Here is a 24,236-nt window from a genome sequence, read left to right on the forward strand (position 1 = left end):
GCGCGCCGCGTCAGCCGTGCCTCCCCCGCGCATCGTGCGGATTGCCCGCCTGGTTGCGCATCCAATCGGCGAGCTTGGTCAATGCGGCATCGAGCTCGCCGCGCGCCGCTTCGTCGGCGACCGTCTCCCCCAGCGCGCCGCGCATGCACAGCAGCCAGGCGTCGCGCTCGGCGCCACCGATCGGGAAACCCATATGGCGCTGGCGCAGCCGCGGATGGCCTTTCTCCGGCGAATAGAGCTTAGGCCCGCCGGTCCATTCGGAGAGATAGCGCTTCAGCACCTGCTTGGTCGATGTGAGGTCGTCCGCGTGCATGGCGCGAATGCCGGCGGCTTCGGGCAACGCGTCCATCCGACGATAGAAGCTCTCCACCAGGCGGTCGATGACGACAGGGCCTCCGATCCGTTCGAACATCGAAACCGTGATCGCCGTATCGCTCATGCCAATTCCTTCCGTTCCGCGCACTCACTCATCCATGCTCGGCGACAGGATAACCTCCGCCGGCGCCCCGAGGCCTTGATCGGCGACAAATCCCAGCGTGGAGACGCGCGACAATCCGTGGCCGCTCTCCATCAGAACGACGGCATCTCGCGGCAGCCGCTGCAGTCGGTCGAGCAGTTGAGCGACGGTCACGCCTGCCCCCTAATCCGGATGGATCATGATGTCCATGGTCTCGTCGTTGTCGTCGAAGCCGCCGAAGGGGCGGTCGTCTTCGACCAGCCGCTCGCCGCACAGGCAGACCTCGCCGTCGACCACCGCCAGCGCAATCGGCTGAAGGTTGCGGCCGTTGCAGGGACCGTCGATGCACAGCCCGCTGTCGATCTCGAACGTGGCACCGTGACGGCCGCATTTTAGGAACGCTCGATCCTGCGTGAAGAAGTCGCCGCTGCCGATATTGAGCCAGACTCCGTCATGCGGACAGGCGTTGACGTAACCGACATAAGCGTTGTCGTGGGTCCGGATCACGACGATCGGGAACGGCCGGCTCTCGCCCGACACGTCGATGCGCGACAGGTTGAATGCCCTGGCGCCGCCGCGCTCGATCTCGTCGCTGGTGCAAATGACGAAGACGTCGATATCTTCCAAGCCCATGGTCCCTCGCCGGTCAGGCCGCCGCCGGCGCGGCCGCCTGCTTTAGCGCCGTCAGCTCGGCGCGAGTCAGCCGAAACACGCCCCGCCCGCCCGCGAAGGTCTGGTAGACATCGCCCGCCTTGTCGCTCAGGAAATCGAACTAGGCCTGCGGCGTGAGACCTTCGGGTCGCTCGCCGATCTCGACCACGGTGCCGTTCGGCGCAAACCGGGCGTGAAGAATGATGTTCTGCGTGTCCATCGTTCCAATTCCGCTCACAGGCCCGACGAGAAGCCGAGCAGCTCGATCCTGACGTCCTCGGTGCCGAAGACGGCGGCCTGGCAGGCCAGCCGCGACTTCGAGCTGACACCGACGATGGTGTCGAGCTTCTCGTTCTCGAGCCGCGCGATCTTCGACAGGCCCTTGCGCCCCTCGTGCACGAAGATATGGCAGGAGCCGCATTTGGCCTGGCCCTCGCATTTGTGCGGGATGGCGATCTCGGCGCCGAGCAGTGCCGCCAGGAGTGTCGTTCCTTCCGAAACCTCGATGGTCTTGCCCTCGGGCATGACGGTCAGAGTGGTCATGATCTCGATCCTTTCAATTGTACGGTTTCATGGTTCAGTAGATCGCCGCGCCCGCGCCGACATTGATCGAGGCGTCCTTCATGGTCTCGACGATGAACTCGATCTGGCCGTCGGTGAGATGGGTATGGAACGGCAGTGCGATGGCGCGATCGGCGATCTTCTCGGTCACGAGCAGATCGCCGCGGCGACAGCCGAGATCGAAATAGTGCCGCTGCAAATGCAGCGGATGGCTGTAGGCCGCAGCCTCGACCTGCTCGACCCGAAGATCCTCGGCGATGGCATCGCGGCTGGAGCGGGTGAAACGCGTGCCGAGATGCACGACGTAGAGGAACCAGTTCACCTCGGTCACGTCGGAGGCGACATAAGGCGGCTTGATGCCCTCGAACGACTGCACATGCGTCGCATAGAGTTGCTCGACCAGCCGCCGACGCTCGATGATTTCGTCGATGCGCCTGAGCTGGGCCAGCCCGAGCGCGGCCGCAAGATCGCTGATCCCGGCCTGGTGGGACGCCGTTGAGCTCACCACGACGGAAGATCGCTCGCTCAGCCGGTGCGAGCGATGACGGCGCAAGGTCACCGCGAGGTCGATGTCGTCGGTGACGACCATGCCGCCCTCGCCGCAGGTCAGCAGCGAGGGTTGGGCGAAATCGAATACGGCGATGTCGCCGAAGCTGCCGACCAACCTGTCCTTGTAGCGCGAGCCGATCGCCTCGGTGGAATCCTCCAGCAGGAGAAGGCCGTGCCGGTCCGCAATGTCGCGCAGCTCCGACCACGGCGCCGGATGGCCGTTGGTGTTGGCGGCGAGAATGGCCCGCGTCGTGGGTGCGATGCACGCTTCGACCTTCTGCGGCGCCAACGTCCCCGACCAATAGTCGATGTCGGCGAACACGGGCCGTGCGCCGGCGAGGCTGATCGCCTGTGCGGTCTCGCGGAACGAATAGGACGAGGCGATGACCTCGTCGCCTGCGCCGATGCCGTACGCCTTCAGCGCGAGCATGAGGCCGATCGTGCCGCTCGGTACCGCAATCGCGTAGGCCCGGCCGACATAGGCGGCAAACGCCGCCTCGAACTCCTCGGCCAGCCGGCCGCTGGAGAGCCGCGCCGAGCGCAGCACGGCATCCACCGCGGCGATCTCCGCCAGCGTGACGTCGGGGTCGGAGAGCGGAATGACGTCGTGGCCGGTGGCGACGGACGCATCGCCCTCGTCCGCAACGTCGTCGTAAGCGAGAGCAGGCTCGGTCATGACGCGGCCGCCCGGCTCGCCAGCACGATCCCGGTCGCACGTGCGGGATCGTCCGTGATCTGCGCACAATGATCGGCGCTGTCGAGCAAATGCAGGTCGAACGCGCCGCAGCTGCGGTACGGGGTCTCCGTTACATCCGAGGCGTCGCAGCGGATCCAGGCGAGATGCGGAAATTTCCGGCGCAGCTCGAGATAGGCCTGCGGCGCCGCGTCTGACGAGGCCAACGCCTGCTCGATTTCAGCCAATTCGGTTGCCGCCAGCGCCATCTTCCCAACCCCCGCTATTGCCAGAACACGCGCTCAGGATCGGCGTTCAGGATATCGGTCGCCGATGCCAACCGCTGATGCACGCCATGCAGCTCCCAGGCGCCGGTCGCATGATCCTTGCGAAACAGCTTCCAGCTCGCACTCACCGCATCGTGATGCAGCAGCGCGACGTCGATGACGCCGCCCTCCGCGTCGATCTTGCGCGAGCAGCAAGGACTCTCGACGAGATAGCCGCCGGTCACGCCCTTGACGACCGGCGAGACGTAGCGATAGCGCCTGCGCGATCCGAGTGCGCGCTCGATCCGCCGGCGATCGAGTTCGTTGGGATGCGCGGGTAAGTCTGCGTCCGGCTGTCTGAGCACCGCGGCATTCATCGTGGCATCCCTAGAGCGGGCTGATTTCTTCTTCGAGGCAGCCGACCACCAGCCGCTCGCCGAACTCGACGAGATAGATCGGCAAGTTCGCCTCCGTATGCCGGCCGACCTGGACGATCTCCCCGGTGTGACCCACCCCGACCAGCAGGCTGTCGGCCGGCGTATCGGGAAACGAGCCGTCATTGTGCAGGTCCACCGCGGCCTTCACGCGCTGGCCCCATTGGTACTTCGGCAGTTTGGGTTCGATCATCATGATGCAGCCTCCGGCAGCGGAATGTCCTCGACCGCATCGCGCGGGGTGACGGGGTCGAGCTCCTTGCGCTTCATCCCGACGCGGTTGCCGCTGTCGAGGAATTCGACGCCATAGATGTAGAATTGCTGGAGGAAGGTGCCGATCGAGACGACGTAGCCGATCTCACCCTTCCTCGCGAGGACGTCGCCGATCTCCTTGCCGGCATAGGTGCCGTCGTTGCGGATGGTGCGTTTGGCCCGCACCTTCTCCCCAAAGGAGAAGAACGGCGGGGCCGTCAGCTCGACGACGTCGCTGTCGCGCACGATGTTGCTCATAGGGAGGCTCCCGTTCCTCGCTCCAGCCTCACGGCGACCCGCGACCGCGCGACTTCGCGCACCAGGCCGTCCTGATCCTCGACAAGCCCCATGAGCTCGCTGGCAGCCGCTCGGCTTGCAACCTCGTACCGGATGCGCCAGTCGGGATCACGGTGCATCAGCGCCAGCAGCTCCGGCGACAGGCGCCGCGCGACCTCGAGCCGCACGGCGGCATCGCGGTCGGCGACCATGCCGAGCAACCATTCATCGGGAACACGGCGGGCCACGACGCTTCGGACCTCCGCCTCCCCGTCATCGATCATCCGGCCGAGCAGCAGCGGCGCCAGCCTGCGTGCGACGACGAGACGGACGTAGTAGTCCTCGTCGGATGCCATCGGCAGCAGATCGTCGCCGGCGATCAGGGTGGCCACCCGCATCCTCACCTCGCGATGAGGATCCGCGCGCAATTGCAGCGCATAGCGCCTGGGCAGGCGGCGGACTGCATTCCAGCGCACGGTTTCGTCGGCGTCGCCGAGCAGCGGCGGCAGCAGGAACAGATTCGCTGACTTTGCCGCGATCGCGCGCACCTCGAAATGCGGATGGCCGAGATAGGCGTCGGCAAGGCCGGGATTCCAGTCGAAGAAGCGGTCGATGCGGCGCGCGTAGCGATCGTTGACGCAGGCATGCCTGATCCGGCAGCCACCGACGCCGTTCAGCGCCAGATGCGTGCAGCCGCTGCAGTCGACCCGATTGCCCTGCCAGTCGCGGGCTTCGCCGATGTCGTCAGTCATCGTCCTGCCCCATCCGCTCGAGCACGCCCAGCAGCACCTCGGCGCCGATCTTGTCGGTGGGATCCAGCTCCAGCAGCTTCAGGACCGCGCGCCGCCCCTCCTCGGTCTCGCCGAGACGCATCTGCAAGTAAGCGTAGCCCTTCAGCGAGAACAGGAAGAAGCGCGCAAGAATGTTCTCGTAGCGGCCGAACTCGGCGTCGCCCGCACGTACGCTGCGCCAATCGGTGGGAAGATCGTTCTCCTCGGCCGCCTTGCGCAGGCAACACCGCGCGACCTCGAGCGCCTCGGCAAGACGTCCCTTGTAGAAATAGAAGCGATAGAGGCCGATCAGCACGGCGGCGTGGCCGGGGGCAATCGCCTCGGCCTCACGCAAGTGACGTTCCGCGATGTCGTCCAGATGATAGGACTGACCCGCTTCCCACAAATGATGCTCCGCCTCGCTCGGCAGCCCGCGCCCGAGCAGGGCGCCGGTGACGAGCGCCTCGTTGAACTCGACCTGTGGGCTGACAAACGTGTCGGGCATCATGCTGCTCAGTGGTGTCCGCAGGAAACCTGTTTCGGATCGTGGAACACCAGCCCGGTCTGGGTCGGCGTATCCGCGAAGTCGATGGTGACGCCGTCGAGCAGCAGCCGGCTCTCGGCCGGCAGGAACAGCTTGACGCCCTCGCGCTCGACCACGGCATCTCCGGCCTGCGGCTCGGCACGCACGCTAATGTCGGCGGCAAGGCCGGAACAGCCGCCGGGACTGACCGCAAGACGGAAGCCGCTGCCCGCGCCGCCGTCGACCCGGAGCATCATGCGCATGAACTTTTGCGCCGCCGGTGTGATCGTGAAGTTCATCTCCTTTTCCCCCTCAAGCAGGCGCCTGATAGCGCGGCAGTGACGTATCGATGACGCAGGTGTTGTCGACCGGGCAGACCGCCACGCATTGCGGCTCGTCGAAATGGCCCAGGCATTCGGTGCATTTCTTCGGGTCGATCACGAACGTTCCGCCCTTCTCGCGGATGGCGACGTTCGGGCATTCCGGTTCGCAGGCCGAGCAGCTCGTGCACTGCGAAGCGATGATCTTGAACGGCATCGATTCCTCCTCACGCCGCCGAGATCAGCGCGCCCTGGCGGATGGCGGCATCGCCGCGCTCCACGTGCTCGATCTCGCCGCTATTGACCTTGTCGAGGTAGGCCTTGAACCAGGCGATCGCGGACTTCTCGATATATTCGTGGGCGTACTGATCGACCGGCTCGATCCCGGCCTTGATCAGGTCGCCTTTCGGGCAGCCGCCGATCTTGGCGACAAAGACCGCATGGCAATCGTTGATGGCACGGATGATGGTCTCCAGGCTGTCTTCCTCGCCGTAGCCGCCCTGGCAGTAGAGATCGACGCGGCGATGACCGACAAATTTCGCGCCTGCGGTGGAGAGCTCGTAGACCTGGAACTCCTTGGCATGGCCGAAGTGCTCGTTGATCAGTCCGGAGCCCTTGGTCGCGACGGCAACCAGCACCTTGATGTCGCTGGAGCTGCCTGCGAGCTCGGCAAGCTCCTCCTGCTTGGCCGCGACCTTGGCGATGCGCTCCTCCTCGACCTTCTCCTGGTAGGCCTTGCGTGTCTCGGCGTCGTACTTGACCTCCATGGCCATGATCTTCTCGGTGGTGAACTCGGCGCTGCGGTCCTCGCCGAGCAGACCGACGGCGTCGGCGCGGCACTGCCGGCAGTGCCGCATCATGTTCATCTCGCCTTCGCAGGAATCCTGAAGCGCCTTCAGCTCCTGCGCGCTCGGGCCGCGCTGCCCGTTGAGGCCGAACACGGTACCGTGCTCGGGCGCGGAAATCAGCGGCATGATGTTGTGCAGGAAGGCGCCACGCGACTTCACGGCCTTGTTGACCTCCACCAGATGCTGGTCGTTGATGCCGGGGATCATCACCGAGTTGATCTTGCAGAGGATGCCGCGCTCGGTGAGCATCTCCAGGCCCTGGAGCTGCCGGTCGGTCAGGATCTTGGCGGCTTCATAGCCGGTGTAGCGCTTGTGCTTGTAGAAGATCCAGGGATAGATCTTCGCACCGATCTCGGGATCGACCATGTTGATGGTGATGGTCACGTGGTCGACGTTGTATTTCGCGATGGTGTCGACGTGATCGGGCAGCATCAGGCCGTTGGTCGACAGGCAGAGCTTGATATCAGGCGCCGTGTTGTAGATCAGCTCGAAGGTCTTGAAGGTCTTTTCGGGATTGGCAAGGGGATCGCCGGGGCCGGCAATGCCGAGCACGGTCATCTGCGGGATTGTGGAGGCGACCGCCAGCACCTTCTTGGCGGCCTGCTCGGGCGTCAGCTTCTCGCTGACGACGCCGGGACGCGATTCATTGGCGCAGTCGTATTTGCGATTGCAGTAGTTGCACTGGATGTTGCAGGCCGGCGCGACCGCGACATGCATGCGGGCGTAGTGATGGTGCGCTTCCTCGCTGTAGCAGGGATGGTTCTTCACCTTCTCCCAGATTTCGGCCGGAAGATCGCCCTGCCCGGCCTGCGATCCGCAGCTGGCCTTACCGCTGCCGCCGGTGGTGCCGCAGCCCTTGTGCTCGGCGATCGCCTGCATGATCTCGCCGACTTCGGCGACGTGCGCGTTGCTGCCGGCGTCGTGTTGCGCTGAAACGTCCATGTGCTCAATTCTCCTTGCCGGCCGGGTTTACGGGGCTCTGATTTCGCGAAGCGTCCTAAGAGTCGTTCCAGAAAGGTATTAGCAACCCGCATGCCACCGTCGCGCTGTCGACTTTCCTGGCTCTCTTCAACGAGTTAGCGCGCAGGCGCGGGAATGTCGGGTTGCCAACGCATGTTGGAAAGATGACAGATGTCGTGAGGTGCGCGGTGATGCCCGATGCCGGCAGGCGCCCTGCAAATGCGTTCGGCCCCGCTCCCGCTAAGGAAGAGGGGCCGGCAGTTCGCAAACAGCCGGTGTCTAGCCAGCCAGCACGATCTCGATGGCGCGGGGGAGCGGGATGGCGAGCGGGGTCAGGCCCTGGCTCACCAGGAAACGCAGCTCGTTCTTCGACAGCGCGTCCGGCTCGACGACCGCATAGTGCGTGTCCGCGGAGCGCTTCGACACCTGTCGCGCATAGGTGCGCAGGAGCTGATCGTTGAAGCGACAGCCGAGGAACAGGAAGCTCCGGCCCGTGCGCCGCGCCTTCACCTCGTCCGGAATCGGGGTCTGGATGTCGATCTCGGTCAGCACCTCGACGTAGTCGGCATCGGAGATCAGAAAATTCTTCGCCGGCGCGACGCTGCCATGGGGCTTGTAGAGGATCGTGGTCCAGTCCTTGGCCCGTGCGCGGTCGACCTCCTGGCCGGTGGCATCGTAAAATCGGTACCAGCGATCCTCGCCGATGCCGGCGCGGGTGATGCCCTGGATCTCGCCCCAATCGTCTCGACCGGCCAGCGCCGTGCGCATCGCGCCGTCATACCAGCTATCGACGATGAGGGGCAGCGGCAGCGTGGCGAGATGCCGATGCAACGATGTCGGCGTCACCGGCGTCTCAAAAGCCTCCGACATCAGAGCCGTCACGGTGGCGCGATGCCGCGTGCTCTCAATGTGCTGCGCCGCGGCCCAGGCGTTGCCCTTGGCCCGCCGCGGCAGCGCGACCTTGCTGCCGAGAAATGCCGCGAGACCTTCCGGGTTCATCGGCACGCTTGGCGCGGACAGTTCGGTCACGCCAGTTCCAAGATAGGGAATGACGCTGCCATCGCGAAGCCGCCCGACAACCTCGCGGAAAATCGCCTCGGCATCGGCGGGATTGGCGAACTCGATGTGGGGGACCGGCGCGTTCATTGCTCGTCTCCCTCGCCGCCGCGCTTCCTGGCGTTGATCGTGATCGGCAGATTGGTATCGGCGGCCATCTGCGGCAGGTCGAGCACCCAGCCATTGGCGATCCTGATCCAGCCGCCCCACAGCGTCTCGTGCTCGGACTCGACGATCGGCTCCTCGAGATCCTTCTTCGGCACGTAGATCGACAGGCCGGTCTCCGGCGAGCGGCGAATCATGACTTTCATGAGCTGAACTCCTCGGTCGGAGAGGTGTCGCTCACGCGCTCTTGCCGCGATGGAGACAATGCTCTCAGTTTCGATAAGATGTCCGGCAGCACGCGCAGGAGGCGATCGATGTCGTCCTCCGTGGTCTCGCGCGACAGGGAGAAGCGGATCGCGCCGCGCAAGGCCTGCGGCGGCACGTTCATCGCGCGCAGCACATGCGAGGGCTCCATCGACCCCGACGCGCAGGCCGATCCCAGCGAAGCGGCGATGCCGGCACGGTTCAGATGGTGGAGGATCGCCTCGCCCTCGACACGCTCGAAAGCGATGTTCGACGTATTCGGCAGCCGGCTCTTGACGTCGCCCAGCACCATGCAATGGCCGAGCTGCACGATCGCCTGCTCCATCCGGTCGCGCAGCGCGGCAATCGCGGTCCGCGCCTGCTCCAGCTGCATCGCGGCAAGCTCCGCCGCCCTGCCGAGGCCGACGATCCCGGGAACGTTCTCGGTGCCGGCGCGGCGGCGGCGCTCCTGCGGACCGCCCTGGATCAGCGGCTTGAACCTGGTCCCCTTGCGCACGTAGAGCGCGCCGATCCCTTTGGGCCCGTGCAGCTTGTGGCCGGAGATCGAGAGCATATCGATCTCGGTGGCGCTCAAATCGATCGGAATCCGTCCAACCGCCTGCACGGCATCGGTGTGGAACAGCGCACCGGCCGAACGGGCCATCTTTGCCAGGAACTCGACCGGGAAGACGGTGCCGGTCTCGTTGTTGGCCCACATCACGGAGGCGATCGCGGTGCGGGGGCCAAGCGCGCGCCTGTAGGCCTCGATGTCGAGCCGGCCGCGCCCGTCCACGGGGATGAGATGGCTCCTGATACCGCGGCGCGCGAGATCCTCAACCAGCGACAGCACCGCGGGATGCTCGACGGCGGTAGTGACGATCTCGTCGCGCCCGTCCTGCACGGCAAGCGCCGACAGGATCGCCGCATTGTCCGACTCGGTCCCGCCCGAGGTGAAGACGATCTCGTGATCGAACGCTGCGCCGATCAGGCTCTGAACACTGCGCCGCGCGTCCCTCACCGCCTGGGAGACCTCGCTGCCAAAGCCGTGCGCCGAGGACGCATTGCCGAATTGCTCGGAGAAGAACGGCAGCATTGCCGCGACAACGGAGGGGTCCGTGCGGGTCGTCGCGTTGTTGTCGAGGTAGATCGGCCGCACGGAATCCCTCTCCCGATGTCGGAGACTGCTCAGTGACGGGGCTTGGCCGCTCCGGCAACGGGGATCAGGCGAACGAACTCGCCGAGCCGTTCGATCAGGCGGGCCTGGATGCCTTCCAGCGTCGCGCTGGCGAGCTTGCAGAACACGCAGGCTCCGGTGAGCCTGACCATGATCTTGTTGCCGTCGATCTCGAGCAACTCGCAATCGCCTCCGTCGCGCTTGAGATTGGGCCGGATCTCGTCGAGCACGGCACGCACGATCTGCTCGCGGCCCGACGGCTCCGCGGCCGGCGCTTGTTTCAGGTGTTCGGATTCGACGAGCATTTCACATTCTCTTTGTTGCGGATCAGATCGAAGAAGGCGGCTTAGCTGAACGACTTGCCGCAGGAGCAGCTCGACTTCGCATTGGGATTGTCGAAGGTGAAACCGGAGCCTTCCAGCGCCACCACGAAATCGATCGTGGTGCCGTTGAGGTGTTCGTGGCTTGCATTGTCGACGAACACCTTCACCCCGTCGCGTTCGATCACGGTGTCGTCGGGCTTGGCTTCCTCGGCGAGGCCCATCATGTATTTGAAGCCGGCGCAGCCGCCGGTCTCGACCATGATGCGCAAGCCGCTCGCCGGTTGCGCCGCCGAGGAGATCGCGGTCTTCACCGCATTCACCGCGCTGTCCGTCAGGTTGATCATTGCTCGCCCTCGCTGTCTGGGTCTGTCGCAAGGGGATCGCAAGTCCCGTGCCAGAGTGCACATGTCTGAAACCGCAGGGTTTTCACCGGGCGCGCGCCTGTTGTCTTTGCGACGCTTGTCGGGTTTGCGACATGCGGCCATGGCGACGCCGGGTCGGCGGAATGGCAGCGCGATACCAGGGAGATGCCAGCGCCCGCACGAAGTGGTGCGGATTTCTGCTGCATTCGAAAATTTTGGCATGGGCGTCCGGTCGGCAGACTCCTTGCATGAGGGCCTCGAAGCATAGGGCATCGAAACCGTCGCACCGCTGCCAGAACGATCAGGAGAGATTCATGACGTCGATCGACAACACCGCCCTCGGCCGCCTCGACAAGGAGGGCCGGCTCCAGAACGCGGTGCTGAAGGGTGACACCACCCGGCCGGGACGGTTCGGCTTTCGCGGCGACATCGCGCTGCGATTCCAGGCTCAGGTGGCCGACGAAAAGCGTCCGCCGGAATACTCGATCGAGCAGGTGCTGACCGTGGCGCAGGAGGGTGAGGCGACCATTCCGGTGCTCGCTGGCTATCTGCACTCCTACGCGTATCTTGCCGACGTCGCCAAGGTGCTGGACGGCGCGCTGAGCCCGAAGGGCAGCTACTTCATGTTCTGCAACAACATCGACCTCCTGGCGAAATATCGCACCAGGATCGGCGACATCGAGTTCCGCATATTGCCGTGCGACGAATCCACGGTCTGGAAGGAGATGATGGACCTCGCCGGCGTCGACAAGAACGACATCAAGAAGCTCGACACCGCCGGGAAGCTCGACTACCTCCTCGACGCCGCCAGGGATCTCGACGGCTCCTATACCGAGATCTCCTTCGCGGAAGGCGTCGCCAGGATGGAGCCGGTGAAGAACCGCAACGAGAACCGCCCGGTCTGACGCGGCAGCGTCAGACCTCTTCCTCGCAAGCCGTCTCGTCGTCCTCGACCAGCGTCACGCCGGTGACGCAGATGTCGCCGTCGAGCACGGCAAGCGCGATCGGCGTCAGGCTCTCGCCATTGCACGGCCCGTCCACACAACGCCCGGTTCCGAGCTCGAAGGTGGCGCCGTGCTTGCCGCACATCAGCCTGGTGCCGTTGCCGTCAAGGAATTGATTTCGTTCCCAGTCGAGGTTCACGCCATCGTGCGGGCAGCGGTTGAGATAGCCGAACACCTGCCTGCCCCAGCGCACGATCACGATCGGCCAGGGTCGCGCCGCGCCGTCCTCGCCGACGATCATGAGATGAAAGCCGATCGCCCGCTGGCTCGGAATGTCGTTGAAGGCGCAGATCGCATAGGCGGTATTCTGGTCCATGCCGTCCTCATTCGCGGTCGGATCGTTCGACTGGTGCAAGAATCGCGCTAGCCGCAAGACATGGCCCGTCCGCTTGCTCCGTACGGAATCGGACACGCGCGTCCCTCTTGTCGCGATGATCCGGCAGGGTGCGCCTGCCGGCGCGGCGGTCGAGCGGTTGACATCTCCGGCGAGGTGCCGCCCCCTCGGCACGCTCGCACAATGTGGCATGGAATTTGATCTTGTTCAGTCAGGCGCCTGGAAGTCCCGACCAGGCGCTGTCTCGGCAGCGGGATGTGACGACATGTGGTTCGCGGCGCAGGAGGCCGACTAGCGATGGCAATATTGGTCAAGACCACGCAGGACGGTCGCAAGCTCGAAGTGATCGGGCTCGCGATCACGCTGGACGGCAAGCTCGAGGCCAACGAGCTGATCGACGTCAAGGATCATCCTTACCGCCACGCGATCCGGGCGGCGGCACCCGAAGCCACCCACATGGCTGGCCGCGTCCCCCTGACGCGCGAGGAAGCAGAGATCGTTCTCGCCGCGTTCAGGCAGGCGGAAGCCGACATGCTGGCCAATCCCATCGCCATCCACGAGCGATTCCGGATCGCCGCGATGATGAAAGCGCGTGAGCAGGGGATCGAGTGAGACGCAGCGCTCAAGCCGCCGCGGGGGCGTGGGTCTGGCAATTGGTCGGGCAGACCCGCGCGCAGGCGCCGCAGCCGATGCAGGCGCCGTCGTCGTTCATCACCATGACCTTCTTCTCGACCTCGTCATCGTCGTCATCGAGGTCGATCATCTCGCCGTCCTCGTTGAGGCCCTTGAGCGTCATGACCTCGCGGCCGCACACCTTGTAGCAGCGGCCGCAGCCAATGCACTTCTGGGCATCGATCGACACCAGATAGTCCGGCTTCCAGTCGCGGCCGTCGCGGGTTGCGTAGGACATGGGTGTGGCCCGGTTATGCCTTTTCCAGCGTCTTGAGATCCTCGCGCTTGCGCTCGAGCTCGGCGAAGGCATCGTGGGCCTTCTGGGCCACGCTCAGGATCGAGGTCCAGTTGATCGGGAGCTCCTCCGAGAGATCGTGGAGGTCCATCTTGGCCTGCGTGGCCTTGGCCGACAGCTTCTTGATCTCGGCCTTCAGGGTTTCAAGATCGCTCATGCTCAAACCTCAGTAGTTCGCCACGTCGGGAAACTTGCGGATCATCTCGACACCGCTCGCGACGTATTTGTCGCCTTCGGCCGCAAGCTTGCCGAGATTGTCGAAGCCGAAGCGATGCACGTCGCGCAGCTGCTTGTTCACGATGATGAGCCGGCCGCCGATCAGGACCATGCGGCCAAAGCCTTCATGGTGCATCTTCAGCATCGGCGAGATCATCACGCCGGTCACCTTCTCGATCGAGAGCGCAACCGCGTTGAAGAACAGCTCCATCCGCCAGATCGTGTCCGGATCGGGATCGCCGACGATCGGCAGCGCACGCCGCTTCTCCTTGTCGAGGATATAGGGTTCGAGCAGGTCGAGATCCTTCTTGCCCTCCCAGGCGCCATGGGTGTCCTGGGCCCGCCAGATCTTGACGAGCTCCTTGACGAACGGCGCCTCCGCCGTGTTGTCGGGTTGGATCAGTTCAGCCGCTTCAGTCATGATCGTTTCCCTCAGTCCTCGAAATCAAAGCTGCGGTCCTGTCCCTTGGCGAGCACCTTGCGCAGCCACGGCGGCGGCGAGCCCTTCAACACGTCCTCGAGCTTGACGCAGAGATCGTCGATCGCCTCGGGCTGCGTCACCTTCATGGGGTGGATGTTGTTGGCGACGACCCGCGCCGCGCCCGAGCCGCCGATCGCGGCGACGTAGAGAATCGTGCAATCCTTGATCGCCTCGATCTTCGGCGCCAGCTTGTCCTCGTTGCCGTCCTCCTTGAGGTCGCCGTCGAACTGGATGGCCTCGACAAAGTGATGGCCGTCCGGATTGACGTCGTAGATGGCGATATTCTTGGCCCAGCCGAAATGCGCATCGACGCGCTTCAGGTCCTGGGTTGCAAAAGCCACTTTCATCGATCTGGTCCTCTTCTTGCGTCAGTGCAGTTGCGGCGGGACGACCTGAAGGCCGCTGTCCGTGGTGCGCCAGGTATCGGGCGTCGGCTGGTGGTTCGCCTCGCGGTCGGCGATGACGAGATTGGCGAGATCGAAGATCAGATCGCGTGTGCCGCGATAGCCGACCGACAGAAGGTGCCCGGCGCCGAGCCGGTCGAACATCGGGAAGCCCGCACGATAGAACGGGATCTTCAGGCGCGAGGCCGCCTGGCGGCCGTGCGAATGGGTGATGAGGAGATCGCAGCCACGAACCTTGGCGAGGTCCTCGAGATCCTCGAGGTCGCCGATCAGGACCTCCTGCGTCCTGACGCGTTCCAGCACCGGCGAGGCCGTCGTGGTCACGGCGGCCGAGATCTCGGCACCCATCTCGTGCAACATGCTGGAGAGATCGAACAGCAGGTCCGGCTCGGCGCCGATTGCGAGCTTGCGGCCGCCGATGTGGAAATGCGCGTCCAGCATCGCGTCCGCCAGCTGGCCGCGCTGCCGGCGGTATTTCGCCGGCACCGGCCGTCCGCTGATCTCGCTGAGGAACGCGATGAGCTCGTCGTTGGGGATCAGGCCGCAGAGCCGTTCGAACAGGCGGAAGGGCACGCCGGTCTTCGCGAGCATGGCCTCGGCCGATCGCCGCATCTGCGCGCCGATGGCGATGGTCCAGCCCGCCTGCCCCATGGTCGCGATCTCGTCGACCCCGATGCCGCCGATCGTGGTCGGCGTGAATTCGTCCGGGATATGGCCGTCGAGCGAGCCGGCAAGGTCCGGCAGGAACGACGGCTTGAGGCCGAAATCCTCCAGGATCGTACGCAACTCGTCGAGATCTCCCGGCGTGAGGTGGCAGCCCGGCAGGACGTTGACGCGCGCAGGGTCTCGCGCCGCTCCCGCCTCGACGGGATCGACCAGCACCTCGACCATCCGTGCGACCGTCTTCTCCCAACCGTCCTGGAAGGCATCCTTGAAGTCGGGTGTCGAGACGTAGACCAGCGGGAACTTCTCAAGTTGCGGATGCTTCTGCCGGATCAGGCGGATGAAGCCCTCGACATCGTCGCCCTTGGTCTCGGTGACGCCGGTCGAATTGATGCCGATGATCTCCGGCTTGGTGCGATTGTAGATGTTGAGGATCGCCTGCTCGACGTTCTCATAGCCGCCGAGCACGGTTGCGACCTCGCTCATCGCGGTGGTCTGCATCGGCACGGCTTCCTTGAAATGCCGCACGAACAGCGTCAGTCCGAACGAGGTGCAGCCCTGCGAGCCGTGCAGCAGCGGCATGGCGCCACGCAGCCCCATGAAGGCGAACGAGCCGCCGATCGGCTGGCTCATCTTGAGCGGATTGACCGAGCAGGCCTTCTTCGAGGTGGTGACGATGGCCATCGGCTGCGCCCTACTCCGCCGCCTGAAGGACGGGTGCCGGCTGGGTCGCGAGGATGTCCTCGATCCGCCCCTTGCAGGCGCCGCAACCACCCGAGGCACTGGTATGATTCCTGACGCCTTCGACGTCGGAAAGGCCGTGCGCGGCAATGGCGTCCTCGATGGTGCCGAGATCGACGGTCTTGCAGAAGCAGATCTTCCTGGCGCGGCGGGTCTCCTCGGCACGGACCGGATCAGCGGCGATCTCGGCGGCCTGCGCATCCATCTGCGCCATCGCTTTCGTCTGCCAGTTGACGCCGGCTTCGTCCCATGGCGCCGGCTTGCGGAGCTGCACCCACATCGGGTTGTAGAGCGCCTTCTCGATCTGCTCCATCAGCGTGACCATGCCGATATAGCCCATATAGGCGTGGCTGCGCTCCTGGTTGATGTCGAGCCAGGGCATCGCCGCCTTCAGCGCGACGAACTGCGACTTGCCGCCGGAGAGCATGATGTCGGCCCGCGCGTCCTTCAGCATCTTGTACATTTCGCGCGGCGTCATGTCCTCGATCATGTGGGCGTCCTGCCCCATCAGCTCCTTGATCCGCTCCTTGTCCTCCTTGGTGGACTTCTTCACGGAGGTGCCGACGATCTCGAGGCCCGCCTCCTGAAGTGCCGCCACCACGGACCACGACTTCACCCCGCCGGTGATCAGCAGCACCTTCTTGTCCTTGAAGCGCGGCTTGAAGCGCTCGATCGCGGCCCAGGCCTTGGCTTCCTCCCGCGCGATCACCGCTTCGGTCCGGTCCATCAGCTCCGCCGGCGCACCGCGCTCGATCAGCAGGCGGGCGATCTCGCGTAGCGAGTCGCTGGAATCCTGGATCCCGTAGAACGAGCCCTCGAAGTAGGGAATGCCGTAGCGCTCCTCCATCTTGCGGGCGACGTTGATCATCGCCTTGGAGCACACCATCATGGCGGCCTTGGCCCGATGCGAGTAGGCCAGCTCGCGGTATTTTCCGTCACCGGAGATGCAGGAGAGGATGCGGATGCCAAGCTCGTCCAGCAGCGGCTTGACCTGCCAGAACTCGCCGGACAGGTTGTACTCGCCGATGATGTTGATGTCGTAGGGCGTGGTGTAATCGGGCTCCTCGGTGCCGATGACGTGCTCGAGCAGCGCCTCGCCGGCCAGCTTGTTGCCGAGATTCTTCGGGCCGACGAAGCCGGGCGAATTGACGGGGATGACCGGCTTGCCGAACTTCGTGGCCGCGGCTTTGCAGACCGCGTTGATGTCGTCACCGATCATGGCGGGAACGCAGGTCTGGTAGACGAAGATCGCCGGCGGATCGTATTTCTCGATGACTTCCCTGATGGCCTTGTAGAGCCGCTTCTCGCCGCCGAACACGATGTCGGTCTCGTTCATGTCGGTGGTAAAGCTGCGCCGCCAGAGATCGGAGCTGGACGAGGCGCTGCCGCGATTATCCCAGGAATTGCCTTCGCAGGCGATCGGGCCATGGACGAGATGCGCGACGTCGGTGAACGGCTGCAGCGCGATCTTGGCGCCGTCGAAGGCGCAACCGCCGGCGGCCCCGCCCGGCTGCAGCTGCTTTGTGCAGCCCTTCTTGCGTTCGGCCTCCGTCTTGTTGGCGTTCTTGCCGCAACCCGGCTCGTTGAAGACGTCCTGGATGGTGGCCGACAGCGAGCTCATGAGCCTCTCCTATTTCCCGACCCGCTGCGCGAGCGTTTCGCCCCGCAGTCTCGATCGCAGGCTGGACGTGTCGCCTGCCGCCGCCGTTTTCGGGCGGCGGCAGACTTTTCGCGGCATCAACGAATGATGTCGAAGCTGTAGTCGGTCTTGGCGGGAACGTTGGTGTTCTTGTCGATCTCGTCGAAGATCTTGTCGAGGATCTTCACCAGCACGTTCATGCCGCCCTGATAGCCCCACACCGGATAGCGGTGGTGATGGTGGCGATCGAACACCGGGAAGCCGATGCGGATCAGCGGCGTGCCGGTGTCGCGCTCCAGGTACTTGCCGTAGGTGTTGCCGATCAGGAAATCGACCGGCTCGGTGAACAGCAGCGAGCGCATGTGCCAGAGGTCCTTGCCCGGATAGGCATGGCAGTTCTTGCCGAACGGCGAGCTGGCGAACAGCCCTTCCATCTTCTCGGCCCAGGCCTTGTTGCCGTTGGTGGACAGCACATGGGTCGGTTCGGCGCCGAGCTCGAGCAGGAAGGCGGCAAGGCCGTAGCAGAGGTCCGGATCGCCGTAGATCGCGAACTTCTTGCCGTGGATATGCGCGCTCGAATCGGCCATGGCGTCGACGAGACGGCCGCGCTCCTGTTCCAGCGCCTTCGCAATCGGCTTGCCCGTGATGCGCGACAGCGTCATCAGGAAATCATCGGTGGCACTGACGCCAACGGGATGGTTGAAGGCCGCGACTTCGTGGCCATGTCCCTCGATGAAGGGGAGCGTCTTCTCGGTGCAATATTGCTGCATCGAGATGGTGGCCTTGGCGTGGATCGCGTTCGCGGCGTCCTCCAGCGTGGTGCCGCCGTCGTACATGCGGAACTCGCCGTCGGTCGGCGTGTCGAACACGTCGCTGTTGTCGGCCAGGATCGTGTATTCGATCCCCATCAGCTCGAAGATGCGCTTGATCTCGCGGATGTTGCCGACGGTGTAGCCGTCGAAACCGCCGATGAAGTTGATCTTGCCGTTCTCCTTGCGCTCGAGCTTCGGCGCGGTGCCGGCCTTGCCATCCCAGAAGTGCTCCAGGATGCCCTTGAGGGCGTTGTCGTAGCCGGTCACGTGGCTGCCGACGAAGGCCGGCGTATGGGCGAAGGGAACATCGTACGCGTCGGGAACCGAGCCCTTCTCCTTCGCCGTCTTGATGAAGGCATTAAGGTCGTCGCCGATCACCTCTGCCATGCAGGTGGTGGAGACGGCGATCATCTTCGGCTTGTACATGTTATAGGTATTGGCAAGCCCGTCGATCATGTTGTTCAGGCCGCCGAACACGGCCGCATCTTCCGTCATCGACGAGGAAACGCAGGAGCTCGGCTCCTTGAAGTGCCGCGACAGATGGCTGCGGTAGTAGGCGACGCAGCCCTGCGAGCCGTGCACGAAGGGCAGCGTGCCTTCGAACCCGACGGCGACGAACACGGCGCCCAGCGGCTGGCAGGCCTTGGCCGGGTTCACCGTCAGCGCTTCGCGGGCGAAGTTCTTCTCGCGGTATTCGGGCGTCTTGGCCCACTCCCTGATCCGCTCGACCTCCGCGGGGTCGTGCGGATTCTCGAACAGGGCCTTCTTGTTGGCCAGCATCTGCTGGTATTCCGGTCCCCGGAACAGCTCGAAGTGATCGAGCACGTGTTCGGCATTCTGTGTCATCATGGCACCCTTGTTGGATTCGTGTTCGATCGCCTGTCTCCGGCTCTTCGTCGAAGGAAGAAGAGCCGGACCTCAGCCTCTGTCATTCCGCCGCCATCAGGCTCGGCCGCGGGGCATCCTTCCAGGGTGCCTTGGTCTTCTTCCAGATCGGGGAGTTGATCGCCATGTCCATGTCGCGCGCGAAGATCGCGAAGCCGTCATAGCCGTGATAGGGACCGGAATAGTCCCAGGAGTGCATCTGCCGGAACGGCACACCCATCTTCTGGAAGACGTACTTCTCCTTGATGCCGGAGCCGACGAGATCGGGCTGGATCTTCTCGACGAAGCGCTCGAACTCGTAGCCGGTGACGTCGTCGTAGATCAGCGTGCCGTCCTTGACGTAATGCTGGGCGGTTCGCTGGTAGTCGTCGTTGTGGCCGAACTCGTAGCCGGTGCCGACGACCTCCATGCCGAGGTCCTCATAGGCGCCGATCACGTGGCGGGGACGCAAGCCGCCGACGAACAGCATCACCGTCTTGCCTTCGAGACGCGGGCGATATTTGGCGATCACCGCATCCATCAACGGCTGGTACTTCGCGATGACGCGCTCGGCGCCTTCCTTGATCTTGTCGTCGAAGAAGCTGGCGATCTTGCGCAGGGATTCCGCGATCTTGGAGGGGCCGAAGAAATTGTATTCGCACCAGGGAATGCCGAACTTCTCCTCCATGTGGCGTGAGATGTAGTTCATCGAGCGGTAGCAGTGCAGGACGTTCAGCTTCGCCTTGGGCGTCGCCTCCAGCTCGGCCAGGCTGCCGTCGCCGGACCATTGCGCGATCACGCGCAAGCCCATCTCCTCGAGCAGGATGCGCGAGGACCACGCGTCGCCGCCGATGTTGTAATCGCCGATAATCGCGATGTCATACGGCGTGGATTCGAACGCCGGCTTGGCCTCCGGGGAGACCTTGTCGAAGATCCAGTCGCGCACGGCATCGTTGGCGATGTGATGGCCGAGCGACTGCGAGACGCCGCGGAAGCCTTCGCAGCGCACCGGAACGATGGTCTTGCCGCCATACTCCTTCGACTTCACCTTCGACACGGCCTCGATGTCGTCGCCGATCAGGCCGATCGGGCATTCCGACTGGATGGTGATGCCGTGGTTGAGCGGGAACAGGTCCTGGATCTCGTCGATGATCTTGGCGAGCTTCTTGTCGCCGCCGAACACGATGTCCTTTTCCTGGAAGTCGGAGGTGAACTGCATCGTGACGAAGGTGTCGATGCCGGTCGTGCCGATGTAGTAGTTGCGCCGGGCCGCCCAGGAGTACTGACCGCAACCGACCGGGCCGTGGCTGATGTGGATCATGTCCTTGATGGGACCCCACACCACGCCCTTGGAGCCGGCATAGGCGCAGCCGCGAATGGTCATCACGCCGGGGATGGATTTCAGGTTCGACTTGACGCCGCAATCGGACTTGCCGGCCTCGTGCACGTTGAGGTGCTTGGCGCGACGCTTTGCGGTCTTCTCCGGATAGACCTTCAAGACCTCGTCGATCAGTTGCTTGTTGCGGGCCTTGATCTCGGCAACGCTCTGGGTGGTTGCTAGGCTCATGCGAGTATCCCTCGGTTATCCCTGTGTGAACGATCGGACGCCTCAACCGGCGCGCCGCTCTCGCGATCTCTTCCGCGAGGTCGCCTTGCACAAGGACTTTTGCAACCAGTGTGCCAGCGCATATCGAAGACAAAAAGTGAAGCGATTGGAGGCAGATAGCCGCGCGGCTGCGCATTGTTGCAAATCCGACATCGCATCATGTCGACATGTGCGTGCGCGGAGGGCTGTTCGAAACAGAACAATGCGCGCCGTCGCCAGACGGCATCGACTATGCATTTTTCTCGCAGGAAAGCGTCGATCCGCCCTGCGGTATGGGGCTTGCTTGATGCGTCTCACCAATGCATCGAGGCGATCATGCAGCTTGAAACGAACTCTCGGCCAACGCCGATCGACGACATCATCGAGAATTTCTCCCTGCTCGATGATTGGGACGACCGCTATCGCTACGTGATCGAGCTGGGCCGCAAGCTGACGCCGTTTCCGGACGAGCAGCGCACCGACGCCAACAAGGTGGAGGGCTGCGTCAGCCAGGTCTGGCTGGCGACGACGATCGAGCACCGGGACGGGCGGCCGGTCCTCATCTTTGCCGGCGACAGCGATGCTCACATCGTCCGCGGGCTGGTCGCGATCCTCATTGCGCTGCTGTCGGGACGGCCGGCCGCGGAGATCTCAGGCGAAAATCCATTGGCGCTGTTCGAGCGGCTCGGGCTCGGCGCGCACCTGACACCGCAGCGTTCGAACGGCTTCCGATCGATGGTGTCGCGGATGCGAGCGGACGCAACCGCCGTGCTGGCTGAAGCGAGGTGATATTCGGCGGAGCTTCAGGCCGCGTCGAACGCGGTCCCCATCCGCGACATCTCGCGGCCCCGCATGATGACGAACACCGACCGGGCCGTGAATTCGACCGTGTAGTAGACCTCGCCGAGAAAGCGCCAGCTCTCGCGCACGAGGCCCTTGTCGCCGGGATGCACCAGGGGCTCGCCGATGTCCTTATGCGGATACATACCGTCGTTCCTGATCAGCGCCGTGGCGCGGATCGGCTCGCCGACCGAGAACTCGCCGGCAAAACGCCGTTCCATGTTCCGCGCCGTCCGGCGGCGATGGGCATCGCAGACGATGCGGGCAACGGGCCGTGGCTTGACGCGAAGGGACCTGGTGACGATCTTCTCGCTCATGAGAACAGCTCCTGCGCCCTGACCAAGGCCTCGGCCAGCGCGTCGACCTCCTCCATGGTGTTGTAGAGCGCAAACGAGGCACGGCAGGTCGCGGTCACGCCGAAGCGGTCGAGCAGCGGCATCGCGCAATGGGTGCCGGCGCGCACCGCGATACCGGCACGATCGATCACGGTCGCGAAGTCGTGGGCGTGGCCGTTCTTCATCTCGAACGACACGAGCGCGCCCTTGTCGGCGGCCGTCCCGATGATCCGCAGCGAGTTGATTCCACGCAATCGTTCCTGCGCATAGGCCAGAAGCCCGCTCTCGTGCCTGCGGATCCGCTCCTTGCCGATCGATTCGACGTAGTCGATGGCGGCACCGAGGCCGATGGCCTGCACGATCGGCGGCGTGCCGGCCTCGAAGCGGTGTGGCGGCTCGCCATAGGTGACGACGTCGCACGAGACCTCGCGGATCATCTCGCCGCCGCCATTGAAGGGCGGCATTGCGGCCAGATGCTCGTACTTGCCGTAGAGCGCGCCAATGCCGGTCGGTCCGTACAATTTGTGCCCGGTGACGACGTAGAAGTCGCAGCCGATATCGCGGACGTCGACATCCATGTGCACCGCGGCCTGCGAACCGTCGACCAGGACGGGAATTCCGCGCGCATGTGCCAGCCGAACGACCTCCTTGACCGGCACGACGCTGCCGAGCACGTTCGACATCTGCGTGATCGCGACCAGCCTGGTCTTCGCGTTCAAGAGCTTCTCGAACTCGTCGATGAGAAAATTGCCCTCGTCGTCGACCGGCGCCCATCGGATCACGGCTCCCTGCCTTTCGCGCAGGAAATGCCAAGGCACGATATTGGCGTGATGCTCCATGATCGAGAGCACGATCTCGTCGCCCGCGCTGATCCTTTCGCGGCCGAATGTCTGGGCCACCAGATTGATCGCCTCCGTGGCGCCGCGGGTGAAGATTATCTCCTCGCGTCGCTCGGCATTGAGGAACTTCGCGACCTTGTCGCGCGCGCCCTCATAGGCCTCGGTGGCGGCATTGGCGAGGTAATGCAGGCCACGATGCACGTTGGCGTATTCGCCGGTGTAGGCCTGCGTCAGCCGGTCGAGCACGGCCTGCGGCTTCTGCGCCGAAGCCGCGTTGTCCAGATAGACCAGCGGGCGGCCGTGGACCTGCATCGACAGGATCGGGAAATCCCGGCGAACGCGACCAACGTCATAGCTTCCATTGCTCACCGCCGGATGCATGGGATCAATCCCGTCCCTTGAGCCAGGCCAGCATCGTCCGCGAGAGCGCTTCGCGCAGATCATCGCGCGCGACGGCGTCGATCACTTCTCCGACGAAAGCCTGGATCAACAGCGCCTCGGCCTCCTTTTCCGGAATGCCGCGCGCCATCAGATAGAACTTCAGCTGGTCGTCCAATGCGCCGGTGGTGGTGCCGTGGCCGCACTGCACGTCGTCTGCGAAGATCTCCAGCTCGGGCTTGCAATTGGCGACGGCCTCGTCCGACAGAAGCAGCGCCCGTGCCATCATCTTGGCGTCGGTCTGTTGCGCACCAGGTTGCACCGTGATCCTGCCTTGGAACACGGCTCTCGCCTCCTCGTCGACCACCGCCTTGAAGACCTCGCGGCTCTGCGATCCAGCCGCGACATGATCGACGATCAGCGTGGTGTCTGCGTGCTGGCGTCCGGCCAGAAGGCTCGACTGATGCACGCTGGCCGTGGTCCCCTCGCCCGCGAGCCGCAGGAATTGCTGGTTGCGCACCACAGCGCCGCCGGTCGTGAAACCGCACTCGCGGTACTCCGCACCCGCGCCGATCGAAGCCTCGAGCGTCGCGATGTGCAGCGCAGCCGCGCCTTCGCCGGTAACCTTGACGTGGTCCAGGCGGGCCTTGTCGCCGACGTCCACATGGAAGGCCGCATAGACCTGGTAGTCGGACCGATCCGGGCCTTCATGCGTCTCGACCAGCGTGAGGGCCGCGCCGCTGCCGAGCTCCAGCCGTGATCGCGTGAACATTGCGGCGGGTGCACCGCCCGTGGTCACGAAGACGAGATGGATCGGCCGCTCCACGACGACATCCGGGGCGACCGCGATCACGACGCCGCCGGCGGCGAACGCGATGTTGAGGGATGCGACCGGATCGGCCCCGGCCATGTCGAGCGGAAACACCATCTCGTCCGCGGCAAGCGCCTCGGCGGTCGCGCGAATGATGACGCCGGATTCGAGGTTCGAGAGATCGGAGAGCTCGGGCACGAAGGCGCCGTCGACGATCAGGAGCCGGCGCACGTCGAGACCGGCGAAGACCGCGCCGGCGTCGCGGGCGGCGGTCCTGGCGACCGAATCGGGAGGAGGCGCCAGCGGCTTGGCATCGCGCACCAGACGCCGCAAGTCGGTATATTTCCAGGCCTCGACACGGGAGTTCGGCAGCCCCTGCCCCACGAAACGGTCGAAGGCGTCACGCCGGAGAGCCTCGGTGCTCTCGCCGCCGGGCAGGCTCTGCCGCGCAGCCGCGAACAGATCGGCGAAGCCGATCTCGGCGGCGGTCTTCACTGGGCGGATCTCGGCATTCATGGGA

The 24,236-nt window shown here is 64.5% G+C and carries 34 protein-coding genes and 1 pseudogene; 3 read left to right on the forward strand and 32 right to left on the reverse strand.

Annotated features, from left to right (window positions below; all coding sequences use genetic code 11):
* Positions 1-10 precede the first annotated feature (10 nt).
* The 20 genes and pseudogenes from K410_RS0123245 to K410_RS0123340 all read right to left on the reverse strand — a co-directional run bounded on the left by K410_RS0123245 (position 11) and on the right by K410_RS0123340 (position 10,785).
* Positions 11-439: a group II truncated hemoglobin gene (locus K410_RS0123245; protein WP_028137093.1), complete on the reverse strand. Its 429-nt coding sequence runs from the start codon at positions 437-439 to the stop codon at positions 11-13.
* Positions 440-463: 24 nt separating this feature from the next.
* Positions 464-631 carry a hypothetical protein gene (locus tag K410_RS40515; protein WP_196236036.1) on the reverse strand — a complete coding sequence of 56 codons (168 nt, stop codon included), beginning with the start codon at positions 629-631 and terminating at the stop codon, positions 464-466.
* Between the two features lie 9 nt (positions 632-640).
* Positions 641-1,090 (reverse strand): Rieske (2Fe-2S) protein, encoded by a 450-nt coding sequence (locus K410_RS0123255; RefSeq protein ID WP_028137094.1) that lies wholly within the window; start codon positions 1,088-1,090, stop codon positions 641-643.
* A gap of 13 nt (positions 1,091-1,103) precedes the next feature.
* A pseudogene (locus tag K410_RS0123260) lies at positions 1,104-1,328 on the reverse strand (hypothetical protein).
* Between the two features lie 14 nt (positions 1,329-1,342).
* Positions 1,343-1,651 carry a 2Fe-2S iron-sulfur cluster-binding protein gene (locus tag K410_RS0123265; protein WP_028137095.1) on the reverse strand — a complete coding sequence of 103 codons (309 nt, stop codon included), beginning with the start codon at positions 1,649-1,651 and terminating at the stop codon, positions 1,343-1,345.
* Positions 1,652-1,685: 34 nt separating this feature from the next.
* The gene (locus K410_RS0123270; RefSeq protein WP_028137096.1) at positions 1,686-2,894 is read right to left on the reverse strand and encodes a DegT/DnrJ/EryC1/StrS family aminotransferase; all 1,209 of its coding nucleotides are present in this window, start codon (positions 2,892-2,894) and stop codon (positions 1,686-1,688) included.
* On the reverse strand, positions 2,891-3,160 hold the full coding sequence (locus tag K410_RS0123275) for a DUF6129 family protein (protein ID WP_028137097.1): 270 nt from the start codon (positions 3,158-3,160) through the stop codon (positions 2,891-2,893). The genes K410_RS0123270 and K410_RS0123275 overlap by 4 nt, the downstream gene beginning before the upstream one ends.
* A gap of 14 nt (positions 3,161-3,174) precedes the next feature.
* Positions 3,175-3,534: a DUF3024 domain-containing protein gene (locus K410_RS0123280; RefSeq protein ID WP_028137098.1), complete on the reverse strand. Its 360-nt coding sequence runs from the start codon at positions 3,532-3,534 to the stop codon at positions 3,175-3,177.
* A gap of 10 nt (positions 3,535-3,544) precedes the next feature.
* Positions 3,545-3,784 carry a nitrogen fixation protein NifZ gene (locus tag K410_RS0123285; protein ID WP_028137099.1) on the reverse strand — a complete coding sequence of 80 codons (240 nt, stop codon included), beginning with the start codon at positions 3,782-3,784 and terminating at the stop codon, positions 3,545-3,547.
* A complete protein-coding gene (locus tag K410_RS0123290) occupies positions 3,784-4,101 on the reverse strand; it encodes a nitrogen fixation protein NifZ (protein ID WP_028137100.1) in 318 nt (105 codons plus the stop codon). Before K410_RS0123290 ends, K410_RS0123285 begins: the two co-directional genes overlap by 1 nt.
* Complete coding sequence (locus K410_RS0123295) at positions 4,098-4,871, reverse strand: 4Fe4S-binding leucine-rich repeat protein (RefSeq protein WP_028137101.1); 774 nt, start codon at positions 4,869-4,871, stop codon at positions 4,098-4,100. Before K410_RS0123295 ends, K410_RS0123290 begins: the two co-directional genes overlap by 4 nt.
* Positions 4,864-5,397, reverse strand: coding sequence for a tetratricopeptide repeat protein (locus tag K410_RS0123300; protein ID WP_028137102.1), 534 nt, complete (start codon positions 5,395-5,397; stop codon positions 4,864-4,866). The genes K410_RS0123295 and K410_RS0123300 overlap by 8 nt, the downstream gene beginning before the upstream one ends.
* Positions 5,398-5,402: 5 nt before the next feature.
* Positions 5,403-5,711, reverse strand: coding sequence for a HesB/IscA family protein (locus K410_RS0123305; RefSeq protein ID WP_028137103.1), 309 nt, complete (start codon positions 5,709-5,711; stop codon positions 5,403-5,405).
* Positions 5,712-5,724: 13 nt separating this feature from the next.
* Entirely contained in the window at positions 5,725-5,949 is a 225-nt protein-coding gene (locus tag K410_RS0123310) for a 4Fe-4S binding protein (protein ID WP_025037807.1), read from the reverse strand.
* 10 nt (positions 5,950-5,959) lie between these two features.
* Positions 5,960-7,522, reverse strand: a complete 1,563-nt coding sequence (gene nifB / locus K410_RS0123315) for a nitrogenase cofactor biosynthesis protein NifB (RefSeq protein WP_028137104.1) — start codon at positions 7,520-7,522, stop codon at positions 5,960-5,962.
* A gap of 297 nt (positions 7,523-7,819) precedes the next feature.
* Positions 7,820-8,686, reverse strand: coding sequence for an SIR2 family NAD-dependent protein deacylase (locus K410_RS0123320; RefSeq protein ID WP_028137105.1), 867 nt, complete (start codon positions 8,684-8,686; stop codon positions 7,820-7,822).
* Positions 8,683-8,907 carry a putative nitrogen fixation protein NifT gene (gene nifT, locus K410_RS0123325; protein WP_028137106.1) on the reverse strand — a complete coding sequence of 75 codons (225 nt, stop codon included), beginning with the start codon at positions 8,905-8,907 and terminating at the stop codon, positions 8,683-8,685. Before nifT ends, K410_RS0123320 begins: the two co-directional genes overlap by 4 nt.
* Positions 8,904-10,100: a cysteine desulfurase NifS gene (nifS, locus tag K410_RS0123330; RefSeq protein ID WP_028137107.1), complete on the reverse strand. Its 1,197-nt coding sequence runs from the start codon at positions 10,098-10,100 to the stop codon at positions 8,904-8,906. Before nifS ends, nifT begins: the two co-directional genes overlap by 4 nt.
* 29 nt (positions 10,101-10,129) lie before the next feature.
* Positions 10,130-10,423 carry a NifU family protein gene (locus K410_RS0123335; protein WP_028137108.1) on the reverse strand — a complete coding sequence of 98 codons (294 nt, stop codon included), beginning with the start codon at positions 10,421-10,423 and terminating at the stop codon, positions 10,130-10,132.
* Between the two features lie 41 nt (positions 10,424-10,464).
* Entirely contained in the window at positions 10,465-10,785 is a 321-nt protein-coding gene (locus tag K410_RS0123340; protein WP_028137109.1) for an iron-sulfur cluster assembly accessory protein, read from the reverse strand.
* A 332-nt stretch (positions 10,786-11,117) separates the two neighbouring features.
* Between K410_RS0123340 and K410_RS0123345 the strand changes: the two genes are divergently transcribed.
* Positions 11,118-11,708, forward strand: a complete 591-nt coding sequence (locus K410_RS0123345) for a hypothetical protein (protein ID WP_028137110.1) — start codon at positions 11,118-11,120, stop codon at positions 11,706-11,708.
* A 10-nt stretch (positions 11,709-11,718) separates the two neighbouring features.
* On the opposite strand, the gene K410_RS0123350 is transcribed toward K410_RS0123345, so the two are convergent.
* Entirely contained in the window at positions 11,719-12,123 is a 405-nt protein-coding gene (locus tag K410_RS0123350) for a Rieske (2Fe-2S) protein (RefSeq protein ID WP_028137111.1), read from the reverse strand.
* Between the two features lie 315 nt (positions 12,124-12,438).
* Between K410_RS0123350 and K410_RS0123355 the strand changes: the two genes are divergently transcribed.
* The gene (locus K410_RS0123355) at positions 12,439-12,753 is read left to right on the forward strand and encodes a hypothetical protein (RefSeq protein ID WP_028137112.1); all 315 of its coding nucleotides are present in this window, start codon (positions 12,439-12,441) and stop codon (positions 12,751-12,753) included.
* A gap of 10 nt (positions 12,754-12,763) precedes the next feature.
* On the opposite strand, the gene fdxB is transcribed toward K410_RS0123355, so the two are convergent.
* From fdxB to nifD, 8 genes are all read right to left on the reverse strand, one after another.
* Positions 12,764-13,051, reverse strand: coding sequence for a ferredoxin III, nif-specific (gene fdxB, locus K410_RS0123360; protein WP_028137113.1), 288 nt, complete (start codon positions 13,049-13,051; stop codon positions 12,764-12,766).
* 13 nt (positions 13,052-13,064) lie between these two features.
* On the reverse strand, positions 13,065-13,265 hold the full coding sequence (locus tag K410_RS0123365) for a CCE_0567 family metalloprotein (protein ID WP_028137114.1): 201 nt from the start codon (positions 13,263-13,265) through the stop codon (positions 13,065-13,067).
* 9 nt (positions 13,266-13,274) lie between these two features.
* Positions 13,275-13,745 carry a NifX-associated nitrogen fixation protein gene (locus K410_RS0123370; protein ID WP_028137115.1) on the reverse strand — a complete coding sequence of 157 codons (471 nt, stop codon included), beginning with the start codon at positions 13,743-13,745 and terminating at the stop codon, positions 13,275-13,277.
* A gap of 11 nt (positions 13,746-13,756) precedes the next feature.
* Positions 13,757-14,152, reverse strand: coding sequence for a nitrogen fixation protein NifX (nifX, locus tag K410_RS0123375; RefSeq protein WP_028137116.1), 396 nt, complete (start codon positions 14,150-14,152; stop codon positions 13,757-13,759).
* Between the two features lie 21 nt (positions 14,153-14,173).
* Entirely contained in the window at positions 14,174-15,556 is a 1,383-nt protein-coding gene (gene nifN / locus K410_RS0123380) for a nitrogenase iron-molybdenum cofactor biosynthesis protein NifN (protein WP_028137117.1), read from the reverse strand.
* A 10-nt stretch (positions 15,557-15,566) separates the two neighbouring features.
* Positions 15,567-17,234 (reverse strand): nitrogenase iron-molybdenum cofactor biosynthesis protein NifE, encoded by a 1,668-nt coding sequence (gene nifE / locus K410_RS0123385; RefSeq protein ID WP_028137118.1) that lies wholly within the window; start codon positions 17,232-17,234, stop codon positions 15,567-15,569.
* Positions 17,235-17,350: 116 nt separating this feature from the next.
* Entirely contained in the window at positions 17,351-18,910 is a 1,560-nt protein-coding gene (gene nifK, locus K410_RS0123395; protein ID WP_028137119.1) for a nitrogenase molybdenum-iron protein subunit beta, read from the reverse strand.
* A gap of 82 nt (positions 18,911-18,992) precedes the next feature.
* The gene (gene nifD / locus K410_RS0123400; RefSeq protein WP_028137120.1) at positions 18,993-20,495 is read right to left on the reverse strand and encodes a nitrogenase molybdenum-iron protein alpha chain; all 1,503 of its coding nucleotides are present in this window, start codon (positions 20,493-20,495) and stop codon (positions 18,993-18,995) included.
* 354 nt (positions 20,496-20,849) lie between these two features.
* On the opposite strand from nifD, the gene K410_RS0123405 reads away from it, so the two are divergent.
* Entirely contained in the window at positions 20,850-21,302 is a 453-nt protein-coding gene (locus K410_RS0123405; RefSeq protein WP_049820286.1) for a SufE family protein, read from the forward strand.
* A gap of 14 nt (positions 21,303-21,316) precedes the next feature.
* On the opposite strand, the gene K410_RS0123410 is transcribed toward K410_RS0123405, so the two are convergent.
* Genes K410_RS0123410 through sufD form a run of 3 tightly spaced genes read right to left on the reverse strand, consistent with a single transcriptional unit; the run spans position 21,317 to position 24,232 of the window.
* Entirely contained in the window at positions 21,317-21,670 is a 354-nt protein-coding gene (locus K410_RS0123410; RefSeq protein WP_080672195.1) for a nitrogen fixation protein NifZ, read from the reverse strand.
* Positions 21,667-22,908 carry a cysteine desulfurase gene (locus tag K410_RS0123415; RefSeq protein WP_028137123.1) on the reverse strand — a complete coding sequence of 414 codons (1,242 nt, stop codon included), beginning with the start codon at positions 22,906-22,908 and terminating at the stop codon, positions 21,667-21,669. Before K410_RS0123415 ends, K410_RS0123410 begins: the two co-directional genes overlap by 4 nt.
* Positions 22,909-22,912: 4 nt before the next feature.
* The gene (sufD, locus tag K410_RS0123420) at positions 22,913-24,232 is read right to left on the reverse strand and encodes a Fe-S cluster assembly protein SufD (protein WP_028137124.1); all 1,320 of its coding nucleotides are present in this window, start codon (positions 24,230-24,232) and stop codon (positions 22,913-22,915) included.
* Positions 24,233-24,236: the final 4 nt, after the last annotated feature.

The sequence above is a fragment of the Bradyrhizobium sp. 22 genome (assembly GCF_000482425.1).
Taxonomy (GTDB): Bacteria; Pseudomonadota; Alphaproteobacteria; order Rhizobiales; family Xanthobacteraceae; genus Bradyrhizobium; species Bradyrhizobium japonicum_B.